The organism is Ectothiorhodospira shaposhnikovii (genome assembly GCF_047222355.1).
Lineage (GTDB): Bacteria > Pseudomonadota > Gammaproteobacteria > Ectothiorhodospirales > Ectothiorhodospiraceae > Ectothiorhodospira.
In genome coordinates, this window is record NZ_CP178333.1 from 20,520 (window position 1) to 37,308 (window position 16,789).

The 16,789-nt window shown below is 64.6% G+C and carries 14 protein-coding genes; 7 read left to right on the top strand and 7 right to left on the bottom strand.

Annotated features, from left to right (window positions below):
* Positions 1-78: 78 nt before the first annotated feature.
* From ACLF6L_RS00085 to ACLF6L_RS00110, 6 genes are all read right to left on the bottom strand, one after another.
* Positions 79-1,371, bottom strand: coding sequence for a heme biosynthesis protein HemY (locus ACLF6L_RS00085; protein WP_238617153.1), 1,293 nt, complete (start codon positions 1,369-1,371; stop codon positions 79-81).
* Between the two features lie 3 nt (positions 1,372-1,374).
* Positions 1,375-2,613 carry a uroporphyrinogen-III C-methyltransferase gene (locus ACLF6L_RS00090; RefSeq protein WP_238617154.1) on the bottom strand — a complete coding sequence of 413 codons (1,239 nt, stop codon included), beginning with the start codon at positions 2,611-2,613 and terminating at the stop codon, positions 1,375-1,377.
* Positions 2,614-2,992: 379 nt separating this feature from the next.
* Positions 2,993-3,823, bottom strand: a complete 831-nt coding sequence (locus ACLF6L_RS00095; protein WP_238617155.1) for a uroporphyrinogen-III synthase — start codon at positions 3,821-3,823, stop codon at positions 2,993-2,995.
* Positions 3,820-4,788 carry a hydroxymethylbilane synthase gene (hemC, locus tag ACLF6L_RS00100; RefSeq protein WP_238617156.1) on the bottom strand — a complete coding sequence of 323 codons (969 nt, stop codon included), beginning with the start codon at positions 4,786-4,788 and terminating at the stop codon, positions 3,820-3,822. The genes ACLF6L_RS00095 and hemC overlap by 4 nt, the downstream gene beginning before the upstream one ends.
* A gap of 186 nt (positions 4,789-4,974) precedes the next feature.
* Positions 4,975-5,712, bottom strand: coding sequence for a LytR/AlgR family response regulator transcription factor (locus ACLF6L_RS00105; protein ID WP_238617157.1), 738 nt, complete (start codon positions 5,710-5,712; stop codon positions 4,975-4,977).
* A complete protein-coding gene (locus tag ACLF6L_RS00110) occupies positions 5,709-6,698 on the bottom strand; it encodes a sensor histidine kinase (RefSeq protein ID WP_238617158.1) in 990 nt (329 codons plus the stop codon). Before ACLF6L_RS00110 ends, ACLF6L_RS00105 begins: the two co-directional genes overlap by 4 nt.
* A 231-nt stretch (positions 6,699-6,929) precedes the next feature.
* On the opposite strand from ACLF6L_RS00110, the gene argH reads away from it, so the two are divergent.
* The 5 genes from argH (at position 6,930) to ACLF6L_RS00135 (ending at position 14,092) form a co-directional block, all read left to right on the top strand.
* Positions 6,930-8,327 carry an argininosuccinate lyase gene (argH, locus tag ACLF6L_RS00115; RefSeq protein WP_412852086.1) on the top strand — a complete coding sequence of 466 codons (1,398 nt, stop codon included), beginning with the start codon at positions 6,930-6,932 and terminating at the stop codon, positions 8,325-8,327.
* 177 nt (positions 8,328-8,504) lie between these two features.
* Positions 8,505-8,885, top strand: coding sequence for a response regulator transcription factor (locus ACLF6L_RS00120; RefSeq protein ID WP_412852087.1), 381 nt, complete (start codon positions 8,505-8,507; stop codon positions 8,883-8,885).
* Positions 8,886-8,896: 11 nt separating this feature from the next.
* Positions 8,897-11,038, top strand: coding sequence for an exonuclease domain-containing protein (locus ACLF6L_RS00125; RefSeq protein ID WP_412852088.1), 2,142 nt, complete (start codon positions 8,897-8,899; stop codon positions 11,036-11,038).
* Between the two features lie 4 nt (positions 11,039-11,042).
* Positions 11,043-11,342 (top strand): hypothetical protein, encoded by a 300-nt coding sequence (locus ACLF6L_RS00130; RefSeq protein WP_412852089.1) that lies wholly within the window; start codon positions 11,043-11,045, stop codon positions 11,340-11,342.
* 2 nt (positions 11,343-11,344) lie between these two features.
* Positions 11,345-14,092 (top strand): ATP-binding protein, encoded by a 2,748-nt coding sequence (locus tag ACLF6L_RS00135; protein ID WP_412852798.1) that lies wholly within the window; start codon positions 11,345-11,347, stop codon positions 14,090-14,092.
* Positions 14,093-14,098: 6 nt separating this feature from the next.
* Here the strand turns inward: ACLF6L_RS00135 and ACLF6L_RS00140 are convergent, their stop codons facing one another.
* Positions 14,099-14,761 carry an alpha/beta hydrolase gene (locus ACLF6L_RS00140; RefSeq protein ID WP_412852090.1) on the bottom strand — a complete coding sequence of 221 codons (663 nt, stop codon included), beginning with the start codon at positions 14,759-14,761 and terminating at the stop codon, positions 14,099-14,101.
* A 140-nt stretch (positions 14,762-14,901) separates the two neighbouring features.
* Between ACLF6L_RS00140 and hemB the strand changes: the two genes are divergently transcribed.
* Positions 14,902-15,903: a porphobilinogen synthase gene (gene hemB / locus ACLF6L_RS00145; RefSeq protein WP_008932076.1), complete on the top strand. Its 1,002-nt coding sequence runs from the start codon at positions 14,902-14,904 to the stop codon at positions 15,901-15,903.
* Positions 15,904-15,926: 23 nt separating this feature from the next.
* A complete protein-coding gene (gene aroE, locus ACLF6L_RS00150; protein WP_412852091.1) occupies positions 15,927-16,742 on the top strand; it encodes a shikimate dehydrogenase in 816 nt (271 codons plus the stop codon).
* Positions 16,743-16,789 lie beyond the last annotated feature (47 nt).

Consider the following 16,789-nt stretch of genomic DNA (forward strand, 5'->3'; position numbering starts at 1 on the left):
TCCCGGCGGCCCTTTGAGACTGCCTGAACCGGAGCCCGCCTCTTCTTCAGGGGCGGGTTACCGGGGATGCCTGATGTCTCAGGCGGTGCCGGAGCTCAGGCTCGGCAGGGCGGCGGTACCACCCTTGGCGGCCTTCTTGCCCTTCTTGGCGGGCTGGGCGACCGCCACCGGAGCGGCATCCGCTTCGGCGCCGTCCACGGCCAGCTGCAGGCCTTTGCGATAGGCGTCCTGAGCCAGCTTTTCTTCACCCACCTGATCCAGCAGTTCGCCCAGTTCCCGATAGGCTTCCGGGCTGGCCTTGGCGCTGATGCTGGACTCCAGGTAGCCCCGGGCCTTGCCCCACACCTTGGCCTGCTTGCACAGACGACCCAGGGTGAGCAGCAGCACGGCATCACGACGGTGGTCACGCAGCCAGCCTTCGGCATAACCGATGGCGCGGCTGACGTCGTTCACTGCCAGCTTGCCGTACAGGCGAACCAGGTTCTCGTCCCAGTGCTGCTTGATGGCGGCACGCAGGACGGCCTCGGCGCGGTCGGCTTCATTCATATCCGACAGGGCCTGGGCATAGGCGGCGACCATGCCGGGGTTGTTGCGGGAGACCTTGGGCAGGTTCACCCAGATGCCTTCCAGCTTGCCCAGCTCGTTGGCGGCGGCGATTTCCTGGGTCTGAGCGCCGAAGGCATCGGCTTCCAGCTTGTCCAGGGTCGGGTTGTCGAAGGCGCGAGCCTTGCGCAGATCGGGCATCAGCGCCATCAGGGACTCGCTGTCGTTCACTTCCTGATACAGACGGGCCTTCAGGCGCAGCAGCTGCGGATTGCCGGGGGCCACATCGTTCAGGTGACGCAGGGTGCTGATGGCCTGAGCGTGCTCGCCGTGGGCGATCTGCAGTTCGGCCTGGGTCAGACCCACGGCCACTTCGGTGTTGCTGCCGGACTGGGAAGCCTGACGCAGGTACTCGTCACGACGGTCGTAAGCCCCTTGCATCTGGGCCGCGCGGGCGGCGGACAGATAGTTCAGCATGGGGGAGTCACCGCGTTTGGCGGACTGTACCAGCAGCTTTTCAGCCTTGGCGTAGCGACCTTCGGTCATCTCGGCCAGGCCCAGGGCCAGACCGCGCTGACAGGCCACGGCCTTCTTCTGCTGCCGCTTTTCGCTCATGCGACCGGGCAGGCCGAACACGCCCACCAGGAAGCGGATCAGGCCATAAACCACGGCCAGGATGACCACCAGGGCGATGATGAAGAAAGCCATGGTGGTCTGCACGCTCATGTCAGCGTAGGCGAACAGGACATAACCGGGCTCCTCCATGAACATGAGGGTGGCCACGGCGGATACGATCAGAACCAGAAAAATGACGATCAGAGATTTCATTGATTACCCCTCCAGCCCGCTGAGCTTCTCAAGAGAGCCACTGATATCGGGCCGTTCGGCGCGCAGTTCCCGCTGTTCCAGGTCCTGCAGACGCTTCAGCAAGGGTGCGACCGGCTCGGAGGCGAAGTACTCCACCAGCAGTTCCTGGGCACCCTTCAGGTTGGCGCGGTAGTCCTCGGCATCCAGACGCAGGGCGGCCAGACGGGCGGACTCGATGCGCAGGGCCAGTACCTGACGCATGAACAGTTCAGCGTCGGCATCCGGCATGGAGCGAACGGGCTGAGCGTGACGGCGCACGGTGACGTGCTGGTTCAGTTCGTTCATGACCTGGAAGTAGGCACGCTCCCACCAGGCGGCGTCTTCGGCGGGCTCGCCGTTGACCATCAGCAGGCGGGCGGCGCCGTTTTCGGCCTCGGGCATCTTCAACGGCATGGGCTTGAGCTCGGCGGTGATCTGCTCCAGCTCGGCGACCAGCTGGCTCACCTGGGTACCGTCATAGTTTTCCAGGGCCTGCTTCTCGAGGGCGATGGCGTCGCGCACTTCACCGAAACGCGGATCGCCGATGGCCTTGAGCATTTCGTCAGCGGCATTCAGCGCGGCCAGGGCACCCTGCGCATCATCCATCAGGCTCAGGCGGTGATCGGCGATGCGCATCAGGTAACGCACTTCGGCCACCTGCCATTCACGATGGGGACGCGCGGAGTCGTCCTGCAGGGCGGTCAGACCTTCCTCCAGGGTTTCCAGGCGGCGGGCCTGGCGCTGCTCGATACCGGCCACATCGTTGCGGGCCTTTTCCAGGGCCTGGGCCAGCTCATCACGCACTTCCCGTTCCAGGCGGCTGATGGTGTCGGGCAGGGCCTGGGTGCGTTCCTGCAGCTGATTGAGTTCGCGCAGGGCGGTGCTCAGGCGGTCATTGGTGGCATTGACCATGTCCTGGGCCTTGTTGGCGTTGGACGCGGCGTTCATGCCGATACCCAGGGCCAGCACCAGGGCCACGCCACCGACGATCAGCGGCATCTTGCTGCTGCGGCCGCCGCCGTTGCCACCGGAAGCCGGCGGGGTGGGCGGGACGCGGCCACCACCAGTGGAACCAGGGCCGGTCGCCGGCTTGGCGGCGGCGGGCGCGGAAGCACCGGTCTTCGGCGGTTCGGTCTTGGCGGCACCGGTGGTCTTTACCGGCTCGGATTTTTCAGACCCGGCTTTTGGCGAGTCGGTCTTCGGAGTTTCTGGTTTGTTGTCCACGGGTTTTGATGCCTCGGGCTTTGGGGTTTGGGATTGGTCGGCCCCGGCCTTGGGTGCATCGGACGTACTGCCCCCGGCCGCGGCTGTCTCGGGTGCGGGAGATTCGGGCTTGCCTGAATCGGGCTGGTTAGACCCGGAGGCGCCGGCCGCTCCCGCCGGTTGCTCAGAAGTGGATACGCTGCGGACGCTGCCTTCGATCGGATCGCGATCCTTGGCGTCGGCGTTGAATGCAGCATTGTCGTTGCCGGAGGCAGCGCTCACAACGGTACCGGTCAGTGGCCGCCCCCTGCTGGAAGATGTTTCCTTCAACTCGTCCGGTGCACCGGCACCGGTTGCCTGTGGCTTGTTCTTGCCTCTGGCCCTGTCTTTGGATCTAGATCTACTCATGAGTTTGCTTCCTCTTTTCAGCCCATTTCTGCACGGCCACCAGCATGGATTCATCGCTGGGATCGTCGGCCACCACTGGGGATTCCGTGAAGCCCATCTCCCGGGCCGTGTCCAGCATGCGTTCGCAGCCCACCACCAGGGGGGTGTTGCGAAGCCAGAGCCGCCCTGCCTGACCGACCATCTCGTACAGGTTGCGCAGCCCCTCGGCGCTGGTAATCGTAATCACGTGGATGTCTCCCCGGGACCACTGACGCAGGAGCTGACCGGTATCCGCATCCGGCATGCCCCGTCGGTAGGTCTCGGCAAAGGTCACCCTCGCGCCCCGAGCAGTGAGTGTAGCACCTAGCAATTCACGGCCCCCGTCGCCGCGAAAGATCACGACATTCTTGCCCTGGACATCCTGCAGTTCCGGCTCTTCCAGCAGGGCTTCGCTGTCAAACCGACTGGGCGGGCAGATATGCACCCGGTGCCCAAAGCGTTCCAGCGCCTTGGCCGACTTGATCCCTACCGTGGCCAGCTTCAAGCCTTCGGGCAGGGTTCGCCGCGCATGGATCAGGTTCATGGTCCGGGCGACGGCGTTCGGGCTGACAAACACCGCCACATGGAATTCGTCCAGTCGATCGATCAGGGCATTCAGTGCGCCCGCGTCACCGGGGTCCAGAATGGCGAGCACCGGAAAGCGCAGTGCCCGCCCTCCGGCGGCTTCCACCATGCGACAGAACGGTTCCGCCTGGTGGGCGGGCCGGGTCACCATGACGGTGACGCCCCGCAGGGGCATGTCCGGTGCCGCAGGGGCCATGTCCGCGGACGCCGTGAATGTCATGACCGGTCGTCTTGGGTCGGCGGCGGTGCCTCGGGTGCCAGCCCCAGGTCGTTCAGGATCCTGTCGGCGCCCTCGCGCAGCAACTGTTCCGCCAACGCAATGCCCAGGGCCTCGGCCTGATCATGGGGGCCATTGAGGGCGCCACTATAGACCATGGAACCGTCCGGCTCACCCACCAGACCCCGCATGTGGATCAGGCCGTCATCCCCCAGCACGGCATAGCCGCCGATGGGTACCTGACAGCCGCCGTTGAGGCGGCGGTTGAAGGCCCGTTCCGTGATCACCCGCAGGTGGGTGTCCGGGTCGTTCAGTGGGGCGATCAGTTCCATGACCTCGGGATCATTGCTGCGGCATTCGATGCCGATGGCGCCCTGGCCGATGGCCGGCAGGCTCTCTTCCGGGGTGAGGATGGCGGTAATGCGGTCCTCGAAGCCCAGACGCTTGAGGCCGGCGGCGGCGAGGATGATCGCGTCATAGTCACCGGCATCCAGCTTGGCCAGGCGGGAGTTCACGTTGCCGCGCAGGTCCAGCACCTTGAAACTGGGGAAGCGGGCGCGGATCTGGCATTGGCGCCGGAGACTGGAGGTGCCGACGCGGGCACCTTCGGGCAGTTCTTCCAGCGACTTGTACTTGTTGGAGACGAAGGCGTCGCAGGGGTCTTCCCGGTCCATGATCACGGGCAGCTCCAGGCCCTCGGGCAGTTCCATGGGAACATCCTTCATGGAATGCACGGCGATGTCCGCCTCGCCCTGCAGCATGGCGGTCTCGAGTTCCTTGACGAAGAGCCCCTTGCCGCCCACCTTCGCCAGCGGGGTATCCAGGATGCGGTCGCCCTGGGTGGACAGCTTCACAAGGGTCACCTTGACCTCGGGAAACAGTTTCGTGACCCGGGCAGCCACTTCCTCGGCCTGCCAGAGGGCGAGAGGGCTTTTCCGGGTGGCGATCTTGAGTTCGGTTTTTGGCATCTTCGGGTTTAAAGCTCGTGAAAATGTGGCCGTTCAAATGGTTCGCGGTATCGTACAACGCAACCATACATTATGTCTGCCTTTCAACACACACGGCAGAGGTGCCTGTGTCAACTTTCATTGACCCGAGCCGCTATTCTTTGCAGTCGTGCACGTCGAAACCAGGTCCCGGCGGACCCCGCACCGTTACAGCGACTTCAGAAAACGGCGTACTTCGGCCACGTGACGACGACTGACCTCCAGTCGTTCCCGTGACCCCTTGAGAACCACCTCGAAGCCGCCCTGACTGTTCTTCTCCATGCCGCAGAAGCGGGCCTTGGCAACCAGGGCATTACGGTGGATGCGCAGAAAGCTGCCGGCAAACTCCTCTTCCAGGGCCTTGAGGGGTTCTTCGATCAGCACCTCGCCGCCGTCATGGCGGACGGTGACGTATTTCTGGTCCGCCTGAAAATAGTGCACCGAGTCCACGGGAATCAATTCCAGGTTGCCCCGCACGCGGGCGCAGATATGACTGCGGGCCGCGCCGGACTGGGTGGCGGGTTCGTGGAGCGCGCCGAGCTGGGCCCGGTTGGGCCGGCCGGCCTGCTCCAGGGCCTCCTGCAGGCGCTCCCGGCGTACCGGCTTGAGCAGATAGCCCACGGCGTGGGTTTCAAAGGCCTCAAAGGCATGTTCCTCATAGGCGGTGACGAAGATCACCGCCGGGGGGGTGTCCATGCCGGCGATATGCCGCGCGGCCTCCAGGCCATCCATGCCCGGCATGCGGATGTCCATGAGGATGATGTCCGGTTCCAGTTCCTGGGCCAGTCGCACCGCCTGCACGCCGTTGGATGCGGCGGCAACCACCTGATATTCATCCATGTCTTCCAGCAGTGAATGCAGCCGTTCCCGTGCCGGCAGCTCGTCATCCACGATCATGATCTTCACGGCAATCTCCTTGGCAACGAGAGATCCACTCGATAATGGTCCCGGGCCTGGAGAGTCTCCATGCGCGCCTTGCCCTGGTAGGCCAGGTCCAGGCGTTGGCGAATGCTTTCCTGGGCAAACCGGTTCCCGGGTCGCCGGCGCCGCTCCTGTTCCGAAGGCATGGGATTTTCGATGGTGATGTCCAGCCGTTCTCCCTGTTGCCGGATGTCCACGCGCACGCAGCCGCCTTCGGTCAGCGGCTCGATGCCGTGGTAAATGGCATTTTCCAGCAGGGGTTGCAGACTCAGACTGGGAACGGGATAGTCCATGGCCACCGAGGGTGCCACATGCCAGTCCACCTGGAGGCGGTCTCCCAGGCGCAGGGCCTCGATGCGCAGGTAGTTCTGAGAGAGCTTCACTTCATCCTGGAGGCTGACCATGTCCTTGCTGGACAAGGTGGCCCGGAACAGGTCGGCCAGGTCCATCACGGTGGCTTCGGCCACTTCGGGGCGTGTCCGGGTGAGGCTGGCGATGGTGTTCATGCTGTTGAACAGGAAATGAGGGCGAATCCGTGCCTGCAGAGCCTGTACCCGGGAGCGGGCCTCGGCTTCGACGTTGGTTTTCCACTGCTTCTGTACGTAGAGGTAGCGCAGCGCCACGGCGCTGACGATGGCGCTGATGGCCAGGGTACGGGTCAGGAATTCACTGGCGGCAAGGCCCGAGTTGAGCAGGTTCCAGTCCAGGTGGCGACCGATCCATAGGGACAGCAGGGACAGCACCAGGGTGATGCTCAGGGTGGTCAGCCAGGCCGCTGCCGCGGCTTGCAACGCACTGAGGCGTTCCAGCAGGGTACGGGTTGCGCACAGGACCAGTACCGTTCCCAGGGCGACCCACTGCACGAACAGGGAAATCAGTGCCAGATTGACCCAGAATCCATGTCGGCTACTACCGGATGAGAGGGTCAGCAGAAAGGCCAGCAGCTGCCCCATGAGCACGACCACGAACACGGTCCGGCTTTCGCAGAAATTGGGCAGGAATCCGGATGCGGTTCCCGACTCCTCCCCTGCAGGGGTTGATGAATGCCTGGGCCTCATGATGATCGCGGTCTGCTGCCGTGCATGGGGGATTGGATGAAAAAGGGTTCCCTGGCCCCGGGTCCACCGCGCGAGGGCCATTGCATCCCCTACAGTATCTCAATGGTATACTCCTTGCCAGTTATCCGGAGATCTGCACCTTCTATGAACGCCAAGGCATCACAAGACAAACTTTGGGGCGGCCGTTTCTCGGAGCCCACCGACAGCTTCGTGGAGGCGTTCACGGCCTCGGTGGAGTTCGATCGCCGCCTCTACCGGCATGACATCCAGGGATCCTGCGCCCATGCCCGCATGCTGGCCAGGGTCGGGGTGCTGACGGAGGATGAATGCGGGCGCATCGTCGCCGGCCTGGAGGACATCCTGGCTCAGGTGGAGCGTGGGGAGTTCGAATGGTCCGTGAGCCTGGAGGACGTCCACATGAATGTGGAGGCCCGGCTCATCGAGCGTATCGGTGACGTGGGCAAGAAGCTGCACACGGGCCGTTCCCGCAATGACCAGGTGGCCACGGACATCCGCCTCTACCTGCGCGAGGCCATTGATCATCTGCTGACGGAAATCCGGCGTCTGCAGCGTGGGTTGCTGGATCTGGCGGAGCGCGAGGCCGAGACGGTCATGCCCGGCTTCACCCATTTGCAGACCGCCCAGCCGGTGACCTTCGGCCATCACATGATGGCCTGGTTCGAGATGCTGGAGCGGGATTATGACCGCCTGGTGGATTGCCGCCGCCGGGTCAATGTCCTGCCCCTGGGTTCCGCCGCCCTGGCCGGCACCCCCTACCCCCTGGATCGCCACTACACCGCCGAACTGCTGGGTTTCGACCGGGTGACGGACAACTCCCTGGATGCGGTCAGCGATCGGGATTTCGCCATCGAGTTCTGTGCCGCCGGCGCCCTGATCATGACCCACCTGTCCCGCTTCTCCGAGGAGCTGATCCTCTGGGCCAGCGCCCAGTTCGGCTTCGTCGATCTGCCGGACCGGTTCTGCACCGGCTCTTCCATCATGCCGCAGAAGAAGAATCCCGACGTACCTGAATTGGTGCGGGGCAAGAGCGGCAGGGTGAACGGCAACCTCATCGCCCTGCTGACCCTGATGAAGGCCCAGCCGCTGGCCTACAACAAGGACAATCAGGAGGACAAGGAACCCCTGTTCGACACCATCGACACCCTGGCCGGCAGCCTGCGGGCCTTTGCCGACATGGTGCCTCATATCCAGGTGCGGGCCGATGTCATGCGCGCCGCCACTCGCCGCGGGTTTGCCACCGCCACCGATCTTGCCGATTATCTGGTCCGCAAGGGCATGCCGTTCCGTGACGCCCATGAGGTGGTGGGCCGGGCCGTGCGCCTGGGTGTTGAGACCGGCCGCGATCTGGCCGACATGTCCGTGGATGAGCTCAAGGGCTTTTCCGATATCATCGAGGCCGATGTGCACGATGTGCTGACTCTGGAGGGTTCCCTGGCGGCCCGGGATCTGCATGGTGGTACCGCTCCCCGTCAGGTCCGGCTGCGTATCGCCGCGGCCCGGGAGCGTCTGACCGAGGCCTGATCTCCCCGGCGATATTCCCTGTCCGGTTTTCGTCATGCCCCCTTGACGGGGGCATGACGCGCTTGCGTCATGACGCTATCGGTTGCCTGTGCTATTTTGAGCTTATAGCCATAGGTTAAAAAGGTATTGAAGCAGGCCGTCCGTGCCGGTTTCAAGAAGGATAATTAGGAGGATGAGATGGCGCCCCAATCCGTACTGGTGGTGGACGATGAACCCAATATCGTCCTCTCATTGGAATTCCTGATGAAGGAAGCCGGTTTCGACGTGCGCGTCGCCCGTGACGGCGAAAGCGCGCTGGAAGCCGTGCGCCAGGCCCCCCCCCATGTGATCCTGCTGGACGTCATGCTGCCCAAGCGGGACGGTTATGATGTCTGCCAGACCATCCGCGCCAATCCGGCGTGGAAGGATGTCCGTATCCTGATGCTCACCGCCAAGGGGCGGCAGATCGAGAAGGAAAAGGGCCTGGCCATGGGGGCGGACGACTACATCACCAAGCCCTTTTCCACCCGTGAGGTGGTGGAGCGGGTGCGTGCCTACATGCCGGACACCGAAAGCTAGGCCGCCTTTCCGTGGACAAGCGCACACTGGTTGCTTTGCTCCTCTGGTCCCAGGTCTTCTTTGCCTACCTGGGCATGGTGGTGGTGGCCAATTTCGATGCCCTGAGTCGGGGTGAGTTGCCGACCCAACTGTTCGGTGTGCCGCTGCTGGCGGCGCTGGCCTTTGCCTTCCCTGTCTACCTGACCTGGTTTGCCCTGCGACGTCTGGTGTTCCGTCCGGCGCGGGTGCTGAGCCGGGATGTCCGCGCCCTGCTGGAATCCCGTTCCGCCGATGCCGAGATCAGCCTGCCTGCCCGTCATGCCATGGGCAGCCTGCCGGACAGTGTGGGCGCCATGGCGGTGGCCCTGCGTGCCTCCCGCCGCGAGATCCGCAGCGCCATGGCCTCCGCCACGGCACAGATCAATGAGCAGAAGACCTGGCTGGAGGTCATTCTTCAGGGCCTCACGGAAGGGGTACTGGTGTGCAACCGTAATCACCAGATGCTGCTCTACAACCAGTCCGCCGTCACCATTCTCAACGAACCTGAGCGAGTCGGCCTGGGACGGCCCTTGTTCGATGTGATTTCGAAGGCACCGGTGATGCATACCCTGGACCGCCTGGAATGGCGTCGCTGCACCCGGGGCGAGTCCCAGGCGGAGCTGTCCGAATCCTTCGTCTGCACCAATGCCGAGTCCACCCGCATCCTGCAGGGGCGCATGGCCCTGATCCTGGATCCGCGGGGGGAGACCAGCGCCTATCTGATCACCCTGGTGGACATCTCCGCCGACGTGGAGACCCTGACCCACGTGGATGCCATCCGCCGTGCCCTGACCATGGAGCTGCGTGGTGCCGTGGGCAACCTGCGGGCGGCGGCCGAGACCGTCGATGCCCATCCGGAGATGGCCACCGAGGTCCGGCGCCGGTTCGAGCATGTGATGCGCACCGAAAGCGAGCAACTCAGCCGGCGCCTGGAAGAGCTGGCCGCCATCTTCCGGGGCCATGCCCTGGGCCGCTGGCCCATGTCCGACATCTTTAGTTCCGACCTGATCAGCTGCGTGGCCCGACGTCTGGAGGATCTGCCGAATCTGCGCCTGGTGCCCGTGGGCCAGCCCCTGTGGGTGCAGGGTGACAGTCTTTCCCTGGTGCGGGTGCTGGAGTGCCTGCTGCGGGAATTGCACACCTTTTCCGGTGCCGATACCTTCCATGTGGAAACCCTGCTCGGGGATCGACGCATCTATCTGGATCTTTCCTGGAAAGGACAGGTGGTGCCGGCCAAGCAGCTGGACCAGTGGCTGGACATCTCCTGCGGCGAGGAGCTGGGCCACCGTACCGTGCGCGACGTACTGGACCGTCACGGCATCGAATTGTGGAGCCAGCAGGCGGGGCTGCCCGGCGAGGCCCTGCTGCGACTGCCCCTGATCGTGCCCAAGCGGCCTCAGTTCCTGCCCGAGGGCGAGCGCCTGCCGCCACGGCCCGAATTCTACGATTTCGGCATCATGCGCGAGCACGAAGGCACCCCGGAGCTGGCCGATGTCCTGCTGGAGGATCTGACCTTCGTGGTCTTCGACTGCGAGATGACCGGTCTGGACCCGGTGGGAGGCGATGAGATCATTTCCATCGCCGGCGTGCGCGTGGTCAAGGGTCGGGTGCTCACCGGCGAGACCTTCGAGCGCCTGATCAACCCGGGCTTTTCCATTCCGGCCGCGTCCATCCGCTTCCACGGCATCACCGATGACCAGGTGCGGGACAAGCCGCCCGTCACCGAAGTACTGCCCCTGTTCAAGGCCTTCGTGGGCGATGCGGTGATGGTGGCCCACAATGCGGCCTTCGACATGAAGTTCATCAGCATGAAGGAAACCCAGTGCGGGATCAGCTTCCCCAATCCAGTGCTGGATACCCTGCTGCTGTCGGTGATGGTGGAGGACGAGGAGGAAGATCACTCCCTGGATGCCCTGCTGGAGCGCTACGGCATCCAGATCTCGGGGCGTCATACCGCCCTGGGGGATGCCGTCGCCACCGCGGAGCTGCTGGTGCGTCTGATCGAGCGTCTGCAGGCACAGGGATTCAAGACCTTCGGCGAGGTCATGCGCTCTTCCAACATGGCGGCCCAGTTGCGTCAGCGTGAACATACCCTGACCCATCAGGGCGGGAACGGGTCGGCCGTGGGGGCGTGACGCCATGAATCCGTCGCTCCCACCGGAGGATACCCAGGGTGACCGGGGCCTGCGGATGGCCCCGCCCAGCGGCGCCCGGGAGCGATACGTGGCAGCTTTCCTGCTGGGGCTGGCCCTGTTCTTTCCCCCCTTGCTGGCGGTGTTCGATGTGCCCGCCACCTTGCTGGGTATCCCGGTACTGTTCCTGTATCTCTACCTGGCCTGGCTGACCGTGATCCTGGTGGTGTTGCTGATCGTGGTCCGCAACCCCGGCGGGGACGGGCCGGATGACCCGGTCACGGGACGGGAGGAGGAGCACCGGTGAACATGGGCCTGGTCATCGGCGTCTCCCTGGGCTATCTGCTGATCCTGTTCGGCATTGCCTACTGGGGGGACCGCCGGGCGGACCAGGGCCGCAGCGTCATCAACAACCCCTATGTCTACGCCCTGTCCATCGCGGTGTACTGCACCTCATGGACCTTCTACGGCAGCGTGGGCCTGGCGGCCCAGGGGGGCATCCACTATCTGCCCATCTATCTGGGGCCCACCCTCATGGCGGCGGTCTGGTGGATCGTGCTGCGCAAGATGGTGCGTATCTCCAAGGTCAATCGCATCACGTCCATCGCGGATTTCGTGGCCTCCCGCTACGGCAAGAGCCCCCTGTTGGGTGGGCTGGTCACCGTCATCGCCCTGGTGGGGCTGATTCCCTACATCGCTTTGCAACTCAAGGCGGTTTCCGACACCTTCACCGTGATGGTCATGTATCCCGAGGTGACGGCCCAGGATCTGATGCACAGTGTGCCGTTCTACATGGATACCGCCTTCTATGTGGCGCTGATCCTGGCCCTGTTCGCCATCCTCTTCGGTACCCGTCACATCGATACCGCCGAACATCACCAGGGCATGGTGGCGGCCATCGCGTTCGAGTCCATCGTCAAGCTGATGGCCTTCCTGGCCGCCGGCCTCATGATCACCTTCGTGATCTTCGGGGGGCCGGCGGACCTGTTCGACCAGGCGGCCCGGCACCCGGATCTGGCCGAGCTGTTCCGGGTCGGGGAACTGGCGGACTACGGTAATTGGGTGGCCCTGATCCTCCTGTCCATGGTAGTGATCCTGGTCCTGCCGCGGCAGTTCCAGGTGGCGGTGGTGGAGAACGTGGACGAGCGTCACGTGAGCAAGGCCGCCTGGCTGTTCCCCCTGTATCTGTTCCTGATCAACCTGTTCGTGCTGCCCATCGCCTTTGCCGGGGTGCTGATGTTCGGCCATGGGGAGATCCACCCGGACAGTTTCGTTCTGGCCCTGCCCCTGTCCCAGGACCTGCAGTGGCTGGCGCTGATGGTCTTTCTGGGCGGGCTGTCCGCCGCCACGGCCATGATCATCGTCGAAACCGTGGCCTTGGCCACCATGCTCTGCAACGATCTGGTGATGCCGGTATTGCTGCGCATCCGCTGGCTGCGGTTGCAGCAGCGCAAGGACCTCACCCGCCTGCTGCTGCACCTGCGGCGCTGGGGCATCCTGGTGGGCATCCTGCTGGGCTACGGCTATGTCAGGATCACCGGAGACATGGTGGCCCTGGTGGGGATGGGGCTGGTGTCCTTCTGCGCCGTGGCCCAGTTCGCACCGGCCCTCATCGGCGGCATCTTCTGGAAGGGTGCCACCCAGAAGGGGGCTTTGGCAGGTCTGGCGGCGGGATTTGCCGTCTGGCTCTATACCCTGTTGCTGCCGGCCTTTGCCCAGTCGGGCTGGCTGTCCATGGGTTTTGTCGAACAGGGGCTGATGGGGATCGCCCTGTTCAAGCCCTATGCCCTGTTCGGGCTGGAGGGGCTGGACCCGATCACCCATTCCCTGATCTGGTCCATGCTGGTGAACGTGGGGGCTTATGTGACCGTCTCCCTGCTCACCCGTCAGAGCACCATGGAACGTATCCAGGCCAACCTGTTCGTGGATGTGTTCCGGCTCTCCGCCGATCGCTACGGCAGCTCCCGATTCTGGCGCGGTACCGCCACCGTGCGCGATCTGCTGGACCTGCTCAAGCGGTTCGTCGGGGAGGAGCGGGCAGTACGGGCCTTTCATCAGTATGCCCGTGCCCGTGGACTGGACTTTCGCCGCATGCGCGAGGCGGACGGCGAGCTGATCCTCATGTGCGAGCGCCTGTTGGCCGGTTCCATCGGCACCGCCTCGGCCCGGGTCATGGTTTCCAATGTGGCCAAGGGGGACGTGGTCAGCCTGGAGGAAGTGATGGAAATCCTCGACGAGGCCAGCCAGGTGATCACCTACAGCCAGCAACTGGAGGCCAAGTCCCGGGAGCTGGAGGCGGCCACCGCCGAACTGCGGGCCGCCAATGCCCAGTTGCAGCAGCTGGACCGCATGAAGGATGACTTCATCTCCACCGTCACCCACGAACTGCGTACCCCGCTGACCTCCATCCGCTCCTTCACCGAGATCCTGCATGATCATCCGGATCTGGAGACGGCAAAGCGCCAGGAGTTTCTGGGCATCATCATCAGCGAAAGCGAGCGCCTGACCCGGCTGATCAATCAGGTGCTGGACCTGGCCAAGCTGGAGTCCGGAGCCATGCGCTGGTACATCCGCCGGCTGGATCTGGTGGAGATCCTGACCGAAGCCGCCACCACCACGGGCCAGCTGTTCCGGGACAAGGGGGTGGACCTGGCCCTGGAACTGCCGGAACAGCCGGTCTGGCTGCCCACGGATCGGGACCGGCTGATGCAGGTGGTCATCAACCTGCTCTCCAATGCGGTGAAATTCACGCCACCGCAAACCGGACGGGTGGTGCTGCGCCTGCGCCCGGCCCGGGACGGGGGGGTGCGGGTGGAGGTGGAGGACAATGGCCCGGGGATCCCGGCGGAGGCCCTGCCCACCCTGTTCGAGAAGTTCCGTCAGGTGGGCGATGCCCTCACCGACAAGCCGGAGGGCACCGGCCTGGGTCTGGCCATCTGCAAGAACATCGTGCAGCGACTGGGGGGGCGGATCTGGGTGGAGACCGAGCCCGATCAGGGCAGCCGTTTCATTTTCACCCTGCCGGTGCCCCGGTCCCCCGAGGCGAACGATGACTGAGGCGGCTTATGCCAGCAGCGTGCCGAACCAGCCGCTCAGATCCCGGATCTCGTCGGCGCAGACACTGTGGGGCATGGGGTATTCATGCCATTGCACCACGGCTCCGAGGCTGCCGAGCAGTTTGGAGGTATGGCGACCGAAATCCACCGGGATCACCGGGTCAAGGCTGCCATGGCCCATGAACACGGGCATCCCCCGGGCGCGCCGGGACAGACCCACCCCGGCCTGATCCGCATCGGGCATGTAGGTGGACAGGGCAAAGATGCCGTCCACCGCCGGGCCTTCCGACAGTCCCGCCAGCAGGGCCACGGCGCCGCCCTGGGAAAAGCCACCCAGCAGTACCCGGTCGTGCTCCTTGCGGGCCGACTCCACCATGGCCTGGATCAGGGAGACCGCTTCGGCCACCTGGGCATGATCCTCGCCCCGGCCCGGATCCAGGCTGAGAAAGTCATACCAGGCCCGCATGGGCATGTGATTGTTGATGGTCACCCGCCGCACCGGGGCATGGGGGAAGAGGAAGCGCACCGGCGCATCCGGCGGCAGGGCAAGCTCCGGCACGATGGGTTCGAAGTCGTGGCCGTCGGCCCCCAGGCCATGCAGCCAGATGACGCAGGAACGGGGCGAGGCGCCGGTATCGATGACGACGGTATCAAGGGATGTGTTTTTCATGACCCATAGCATAGCCACTTTGTCTTGCCCGCACTACGGGCCCGGCAGGTGCCCGCGGGGCCGTGCCCGGCGGGGATGAATCCGCTATCCTGTGTACGGTTAATTCATCCAGCCTCCGATCACAGCGTGGAGCGATCTCAATGTCCCAGTTCAAAGGTTACTATCCCCTGGTTCGTCCCCGTCGCATGCGGCGCGACGACTTCTCCCGCCGCCTCATGCGCGAGAACCGGCTGACCCCGGATGACTTCATCTATCCGGTCTTCGTGCTCGAAGGCAAGGGTGAGCGGGAGGCGGTACCCTCCATGCCCGGGGTGGAGCGTCTGTCCATCGACCTGCTGGTGGAGGAGGCCCGTGTCTGTGCCCGGATGGGCATTCCCGCCATGGCCCTGTTCCCCGTGGTCCCCATGGAGAAGAAGAGCGAGGACGCGGCCGAGGCCTACAATCCCAATGGCCTGGCCCAGAATGCCGTGCGCGCCATCAAGGATGCCGTGCCGGAAATGGGCGTGATCACCGACGTGGCCCTGGATCCCTTCACCACCCACGGCCAGGATGGACTCATCGACGAAACCGGCTACGTGCTCAATGACGAAACCGTGGACGTGCTGACCCAGCAGGCCCTGTCCCATGCCGAGGCCGGCGCCGACGTGGTGGCCCCTTCCGACATGATGGACGGCCGAATCGGCGCCATCCGTGAAGTGCTGGAGGAAGGCGGTCACATTCATACCCGCATCCTGGCCTATTCCGCCAAGTACGCCTCCAGCTTCTACGGTCCCTTCCGTGATGCCGTGGGCTCGGCCGCCAACCTGGGTGCCGGCAACAAGTACACTTACCAGATGGACCCCCACAACTCCGACGAGGCCCTGCATGAAGTGGCCATGGATCTGGAGGAAGGGGCCGACATGGTGATGATCAAGCCCGGCATGCCCTATCTGGACATCGTGCGCCGGGTGAAGGAAACCTTTGGCGTGCCCACCTTCGCCTATCACGTGAGCGGTGAATACGCCATGCTCAAGGCGGCGGGTCAGAACGGCTGGATCAACGAGAAGGCCTGCGTACTGGAGGCCCTGGTCTGCATGAAGCGGGCCGGCGCCGACGGCATCCTCACCTACTACGCCCGCCAGGCGGTGGAGTGGATGGACTGATCGTTCCGAAGAGAGCCCCTGTCATGGATCATTATGCCGTCATCGGCAACCCCATCGGGCACAGCAAGTCGCCCCAGATCCACAGCCTGTTCGCCCGGCAGACGGGCCAGGATCTCGTCTACGAGGCCATCCTGGCGCCGCCGGACGATTTTGCCGGCACCGTGCGACGTCTGGTGGCCCAGGGCTACCGGGGCTTCAGCATCACCGTGCCGTTCAAGCACGAGGCCTTCGACCTGGCGGACCGGCTCAGTGAGCGGGCCCGCCGGGCCGGGGCCGTCAACACGCTGAAGGTGGAGCCGGAGGGACTGTACGGCGACAACACCGACGGCGTGGGCTTGGTGAATGCCCTGAGGGCCGTCCCCGGCGCGACCCTGGCGGGCGCCAGGATCCTGCTGCTGGGGGCTGGCGGCGCCGTGCGCGGCGTGCTGGCCCCGTTGCTGGCGGAGCATCCCGAGAGCCTGCACATCGCCAACCGCACCGCGGAAAAGGCGGCGGCCTTGGCGCGGGATTTCGCCGATCTGGGTCCGGTGTCCGGCGGCGGTCTGGAGGGGCTGGCGGGACGTCATTTCGATCTGGTGATCAACGGCACGGCGGCGGGCCTGAACGATCAGGTGCCCGATCTGCCCGACGGCCTGCTCACCCCCGGGGGCGGTTGCTGCGACATGATGTATGGCGACACCCCCACCGCCTTCGTGCGTTGGGGACAGTCCCAGGGGGCCGGCTGGACCCGGGATGGCCTGGGCATGCTGGTGGAACAGGCGGCGGAGGCCTTCGCCCTGTGGCGTGACTGCCGCCCCGATACCGGGCCGGTGATGACGGCCCTGCGCCCGGATTCATGAACCGTTCATCCATCGGCTGCTAAAACCGGTTCATGGACCGATGGATG

What these genes read in the sequence shown, in the direction of transcription:
- ACLF6L_RS00085 (WP_238617153.1), bottom strand. Translation starts at nt 1,371, where the DNA reads ATGAAATCTCTGATCGTCATTTTTCTGGTTCTGATCGTATCCGCCGTG.
- ACLF6L_RS00095 (WP_238617155.1), bottom strand. Translation starts at nt 3,823, where the DNA reads ATGACATTCACGGCGTCCGCGGACATGGCCCCTGCGGCACCGGACATG.
- hemC (WP_238617156.1), bottom strand. Translation starts at nt 4,788, where the DNA reads ATGCCAAAAACCGAACTCAAGATCGCCACCCGGAAAAGCCCTCTCGCC.
- argH (WP_412852086.1), top strand. Translation starts at nt 6,930, where the DNA reads ATGAACGCCAAGGCATCACAAGACAAACTTTGGGGCGGCCGTTTCTCG.
- ACLF6L_RS00120 (WP_412852087.1), top strand. Translation starts at nt 8,505, where the DNA reads ATGGCGCCCCAATCCGTACTGGTGGTGGACGATGAACCCAATATCGTC.
- ACLF6L_RS00130 (WP_412852089.1), top strand. Translation starts at nt 11,043, where the DNA reads ATGAATCCGTCGCTCCCACCGGAGGATACCCAGGGTGACCGGGGCCTG.
- ACLF6L_RS00135 (WP_412852798.1), top strand. Translation starts at nt 11,345, where the DNA reads ATGGGCCTGGTCATCGGCGTCTCCCTGGGCTATCTGCTGATCCTGTTC.
- ACLF6L_RS00140 (WP_412852090.1), bottom strand. Translation starts at nt 14,761, where the DNA reads ATGAAAAACACATCCCTTGATACCGTCGTCATCGATACCGGCGCCTCG.
- hemB (WP_008932076.1), top strand. Translation starts at nt 14,902, where the DNA reads ATGTCCCAGTTCAAAGGTTACTATCCCCTGGTTCGTCCCCGTCGCATG.
- aroE (WP_412852091.1), top strand. Translation starts at nt 15,927, where the DNA reads ATGGATCATTATGCCGTCATCGGCAACCCCATCGGGCACAGCAAGTCG.